Origin of the sequence: Lactobacillus sp. N54.MGS-719 (assembly GCF_000980505.1) — a bacterium.
GTDB lineage: Bacteria > Bacillota > Bacilli > Lactobacillales > Lactobacillaceae > Lactobacillus > Lactobacillus amylovorus.
On record NZ_LARO01000063.1, the window covers coordinates 1 to 5,259 of the forward strand.

Genomic DNA, 5,259 nt, shown 5'->3' on the forward strand with positions numbered 1-5,259 from the left:
ACTGTGGGCACAAAGTACATTGCAAGCGGTGCTGCCATGTACCAAAGACCCGTGAAGATATTATCCACAACTGGTGCATAACCCGTTGGCAAAAAACTCAACTTAACCAAGTTATACACATTGTTGAAACCATAGGTGTAGATAACCCCCATGATGATCCCAATCAAGGCTACTAAAATAATCGACTTAACATTCCATTTCGATGAACGTGTAAACATAAAAAATACTCCTAACTAACTATTCTAGCCAGTAGGAGTACATTAATAATCTATTTTAATTTACACTTTCCTTATCGCAAGCATTACCTTGTTCAAGTTCAAAGGGTATTTCTCAGCTTATTCAAGCACCCCTAGTGACTAACTATTCAATTAGTCTCAGTATACCACTTTAACTAAATGATGTCTGGTCAGTATAAAGTTTGTAGTAAAATCCTTTTTCTTTCAAAAGTTGTTCGTGACTGCCCTCTTCGATGACGTTACCGTCTTTTAAGACGACAATCTTGTTGGAATTCAAAATTGTCTTCAAACGGTGCGCAATCACGAAACTAGTTCTCCCTGCAATCACAGCATCCATCGCCTTTTGAATCTTTTCTTCAGTCACAGTATCAACGTTTGAAGTAGCTTCATCCAAGATCAAGAAGTCTGGATCAGTCAAAATCGTTCTCGCAATTGAAACTAGCTGTTTTTGACCAGTTGAAAAGACTGAACTGCTGTCGTTTACTTCAGTGTTATAGCCGTCAGGCAAGCTCTCGATAAAGTCGTGGATATTAGCCTGCTTAGCTGCAGAAATTACTTCATCCATTGAAGCATCCGGCTTACCGTAACAGATATTGTCGGCAATCGTACCGCTGAATAAAACAGAATCCTGGAGCACGATCCCAACGTTATCACGCAGCGACTTCAATTGAATATCACGCACGTCCGTACCATCGAACGTTACCTTACCGGAATTGACATCGTAGAAACGGTTAAGCAAGTTCATGATAGTAGTTTTACCCGAACCGGTTGGTCCAACTAGGGCCACAGACTGACCCTTATCTACGGAAATGTTCACACCGTGCAAGATTTCCTTATTCTTGTCATAGCCAAAGTGAACATCTTCAAGCTTAACGCCATTCTTTAAGCCGTGAATTTGCTTACCATTTGGCACATCATCTTCATCTTTTTGTTCTTCAACTGTCGCAAGTCTTCTAGCACCAGTTAAGGCAAGTTGGATCATAGAGTAGATTGAAGTAATTTGCGTTAAAGGTTGGAAGTAAGTTTGTGAGTATTCAACGAAAGTTACGATTAAACCAAGACCGATTGCTTGCGTAACTTGTCCTGAAATAATCATCCAGGCACCCATGGCAATAACGATCGCCAAGTTAAGCAAGTTCAAACCGTTCATTAATGGGAACAAGATACCTGAGTAGAATTGTCCCTTGAACATAGCGTTTCTTACGCGATTGTTGTAGGTCTTAAAACCGCCGATTGATTCTTTACGCAAATTGTTGGTGATAATTACCTTTTCACCGTTGATTTGTTCAGTGATGTAACCATTCAAGTCCCCGATTTCATCTTGTTGTTTATCAAGATATACACGAGCTTTTTTCATAATTAAAACACTGACGATCAAGATTAATGGCGTGGTCGCAATCGTCGTCCAAGCAAGTTGAGCGTTAACCATAAACATAACCACAATTGTTCCAATGAACATGATTCCCTGGGAAATAATTTCAAAAATCGCGTTGTTCATCGCGTTGAAAATGTTGTCCAGGTCAGAAGTAAAGAGTGAAAGCAGCTTACCGTCCTGGTGCGTATCAAAGTAACGCACGAGCATTCTTTGGAACTTAGCGAAAAGATTTTCACGCATATCATTGGTTGAGTCCGCGTTAAATTTGGACATGACCATCCAAGCAATAAAGATGGCAACTTGACTCAATACGTAAAAGGCCAGCATTGACCATAATGCACCATAGAAAGTATTTAAACTAGCAGTACCTTTTCTTAAATCGGATAAGTATGTGGTCAAATCAGTTACGGCTCTACCCAAGAAAGTTGGCGCGATAACTTGTGCACCACTTGAAACTAGGGAAAGAACAACAACGATGGTGATACCTTTCCAGTAGGGCTTTAAATATTTAACAAAGTACTTGATTTCTTTTCTTGTGTCTCCCATTATTCCACCCCTTTCTTGCCTTTTTGCGTCTTGAAGATTTCTTGGTAAACAGGTGAAGTCTTAAGCAATTCTTCGTGAGTCCCTTGAGCAACCAACTTACCATCATCCAAAACTAAAATAGTATCTGCATGAACTACTGAGACGATCTTTTCCGCAATGATGAAGGTCGTTGTATCTGGCAAGTCATGTTCTAAGGCTTGTTGAACCTTCTTTTCGGATTCGGCATCAAGGGCTGAAGTTGAATCGTCCAAAATCAAAATTGGTGATTTAGCGATCAAACCACGAGCAATTGATAATCTTTGCTTTTGACCACCAGAGAAGTTGGCAGAACGTTCTTCAACTTCGTGATCATATGAGTCGTTATAGCGTTCAATAAATTCTGAAGCTTGCGCCATGTTGGCAGCACGTTGCAATTCATGTAAATGTGCATGTGATTTACCTTGACGCAAGTTGGAAGCGATCGTTCCTGAGAATAAAACGGCACGCTGCAAGACGAATGAAACGGTGCTACGCAAAGCGTCTTCAGTTACATCTTTAACGTTTTCGCCACCGATTTTGATTTCACCCTTGGTTGGATCGTAAAGTCGGGCGATCAATTGGGCCAAAGTAGACTTACCTGAACCGGTCGCACCAACGATACCCACCATTTCACCAGGCTTAATTTTGAAAGAAATATCCTTCAAGGTTTCATCATCACCATCAGGATAAGTGAAGGAAACGTGATCAAATTCGACGCTACCCTTCAAAGGTTGAGTTGAACCTTCAGTAACGAACTTAACGTCTGGTTCGGTATCAAGCACTTCTTTAATACGGCCAAGAGAAATGTTACCTCTGGCAAATTGCATCATGGTCATTCCGGCGATCATGATGGTCCAAAGAAGTGTCAAAATATAGTTAACAAAAGGACTAACTACGGCGACATCGGTTGGGTGCTGTGTAATGCTGCGGCCAATTAAGTAAACAACCAAAGTAATTACCAGGTAAGCAATCAATTGGAAGGCTGGCATAATGGCAGAAAACCAGTAACCAATTACGATGTTGTAGTCATTCAACTTATCTGAGGTCTGATCAAACTTCTTAATTTCTTGTGGACCTTGGTTAAAGGACTTAACTACACGTACACCTTGTAAAGTTTCTTGTGCTTGACCAGAAATTTTATCCATGGTCTTTTGGAACTTTTCAAACAAGCTATTCATTTGGCGTAATACGTAAGTACCAAAAACCATGATCAAGACGACCATCACAACTGTTGCCCACCAGTAACGTGGAATGATGACAATACAGAAAATGAAGGAACCGACGATTAAAATCGGCATTCTAAGCAGCTGCATAAAAAGCTGCATAATCATGTTCATGATCTGGTTCATGTCGTTGATGAGTCGTGTAGTAAGTGACCCTGCTGAGAACTTTTCGATATTACCAAAAGAAAAGCTTTGAATCTTAGCATATGTATCTTCACGCAAGTCACTCGTTACACCCTGGGCGATACGGGCAGCGTAGTAAACGTTGAAAATACCTGAAATAATTGCCACAATTCCTAAAACGATTAAGATAATCCCGTAGCGAATGACTGATTGTCTTTGATCAGCCATGATTGCACGTTGAATATTTTCAAGTAAACGTGGTTGATAAAGTGTCGCAAACGCTGATACGATAATCGCTACAAAAGCCGCAAAAACATCTTTTTTATAGCGTTTAAAGTACGGCATTAAGATTTTAAAAGTCTGCATTAATTACTCCTTTCTTCAGTTAAGAAATGCCAAAAAGTATTACTCCATTCTTCATTTAAAGCAGTGAGTTGCTTCATTTTTTCTTTGCCTAATTTTTTAGCTGTTTTATCTTCAATCTCAAATAAAGAATGCAATTTTTCATGAGCAAATTTTTCACCAGTTGGTGTTAATTCACAAAAGCGAACTCGCTTGTCTTGTGGGTCAACTGTCATCGATAAATAGCCCGATTCAATTAACTGCTTGATCCCCTTGTTGATTGACTGTTTGGGCAAATCCGTTAAATCAACTAGTTGCTTTTGAGTTAACTTCTTACGAATGGTTAACTCATATAAAATCATACTTAAGTAACTAGTCATTCCATGGGTTTGATCCCAATAGTCATAACCATGACTGCCATGAACAATTGCTAAATTTAACTTCGCTGTATCGCTAATATCCATTTTCTCACCTCTATATTTAGTCTCTGCATATACTAAAATATATTAGTACACGTGTGGACTATTGTCAAATAAATTTTAAGAAATAATTTAAAATGAAAATATCTTTCCTTAAAAAAAAGAACCGTCTGCTATAATTAAAAAATCAATATCCAGACAAGGTGGAGGTATATGAATAGAAAAAAATTCTACTTAACTTTTTTAATTGCTTTAATTACTATCACACTATCTGCATGTGGCCAAAAGAAAAATGAGAGTGTTTATCAAACGGTTAGACAAACTAAGACCATCAATTGGGGCGTCAAAGCAGATACGCCACTGTTTGGCTCAATGAGCGTCAAAGACAGTAAAATTCGTGGTTTTGAAATCGACTTAGCCGAAGCTTTAACGCATAAGATGCTTGGTAAAAATGCCAAGGCCAACTTTGTCACAACGACCGCAAACACTAAGATTCAATTATTAAAAAATAAAAATATCGATGCAGTCATTGCCGCTATGACAATCACGCCGGAACGTAAAAAGCAGGTCGACTTTAGCAACCCCTACTTTCCTGCTGGCCAATCAATTATGGTTGCTAAAAACAGTAAAATAAAGAACGTCAAAGACTTAAATAATAAACGCGTACTCATCGTTAAAGGAACGACAGCCGCTGATGCCGTGCATAAATTTGCACCGAAAGCAGAGATCTTGCAGTTTGACGATTATGGTCAGGCCTTTGCCGCATTAAAGGCAGACCAAGGGGATGCTTTAGTTACAGATAATGGTATTTTAGCCGGCATCTTGCACGATAACCCTGGCTACAAGCTAACTGGTGGCACCTTCACCAACCAGCCATATGGTATTGCCGTCAACAAAGGACAAACGGCAATGATGAAGCACATCAATACTGCTTTAGATGAATTAAAAAAGGACGGTACTTACACCCGTCTTGCTAA

At 39.3% G+C, this 5,259-nt stretch carries 5 protein-coding genes and 1 riboswitch; of the genes, 1 reads left to right on the forward strand and 4 read right to left on the reverse strand.

Annotation, left to right across the window (positions count from 1 at the left end; genetic code table 11):
• The 4 genes from WS44_RS08480 to WS44_RS08495 form a co-directional block, all read right to left on the reverse strand.
• The coding region (locus tag WS44_RS08480; RefSeq protein WP_046434025.1) for an ECF transporter S component at positions 1 to 218 on the reverse strand (218 nt) is incomplete at its 3' end.
• Between the two features lie 50 nt (positions 219 to 268).
• Positions 269 to 361, reverse strand: a riboswitch (TPP riboswitch).
• Positions 362 to 387: 26 nt separating this feature from the next.
• Entirely contained in the window at positions 388 to 2,157 is a 1,770-nt protein-coding gene (locus WS44_RS08485; RefSeq protein WP_046434023.1) for an ABC transporter ATP-binding protein, read from the reverse strand.
• Entirely contained in the window at positions 2,157 to 3,887 is a 1,731-nt protein-coding gene (locus tag WS44_RS08490) for an ABC transporter ATP-binding protein (protein WP_013641617.1), read from the reverse strand. The genes WS44_RS08485 and WS44_RS08490 overlap by 1 nt, the downstream gene beginning before the upstream one ends.
• Positions 3,887 to 4,327: a helix-turn-helix domain-containing protein gene (locus WS44_RS08495; RefSeq protein ID WP_013437386.1), complete on the reverse strand. Its 441-nt coding sequence runs from the start codon at positions 4,325 to 4,327 to the stop codon at positions 3,887 to 3,889. The genes WS44_RS08490 and WS44_RS08495 overlap by 1 nt, the downstream gene beginning before the upstream one ends.
• Positions 4,328 to 4,495: 168 nt before the next feature.
• On the opposite strand from WS44_RS08495, the gene WS44_RS08500 reads away from it, so the two are divergent.
• On the forward strand, positions 4,496 to 5,259 hold a 764-nt coding region (locus tag WS44_RS08500), incomplete at its 3' end, for a transporter substrate-binding domain-containing protein (protein WP_046434024.1).

What these genes read in the sequence shown, in the direction of transcription:
- WS44_RS08490 (WP_013641617.1), bottom strand. Translation starts at nt 3,887, where the DNA reads ATGCAGACTTTTAAAATCTTAATGCCGTACTTTAAACGCTATAAAAAA.
- WS44_RS08495 (WP_013437386.1), bottom strand. Translation starts at nt 4,327, where the DNA reads ATGGATATTAGCGATACAGCGAAGTTAAATTTAGCAATTGTTCATGGC.
- WS44_RS08485 (WP_046434023.1), bottom strand. Translation starts at nt 2,157, where the DNA reads ATGGGAGACACAAGAAAAGAAATCAAGTACTTTGTTAAATATTTAAAG.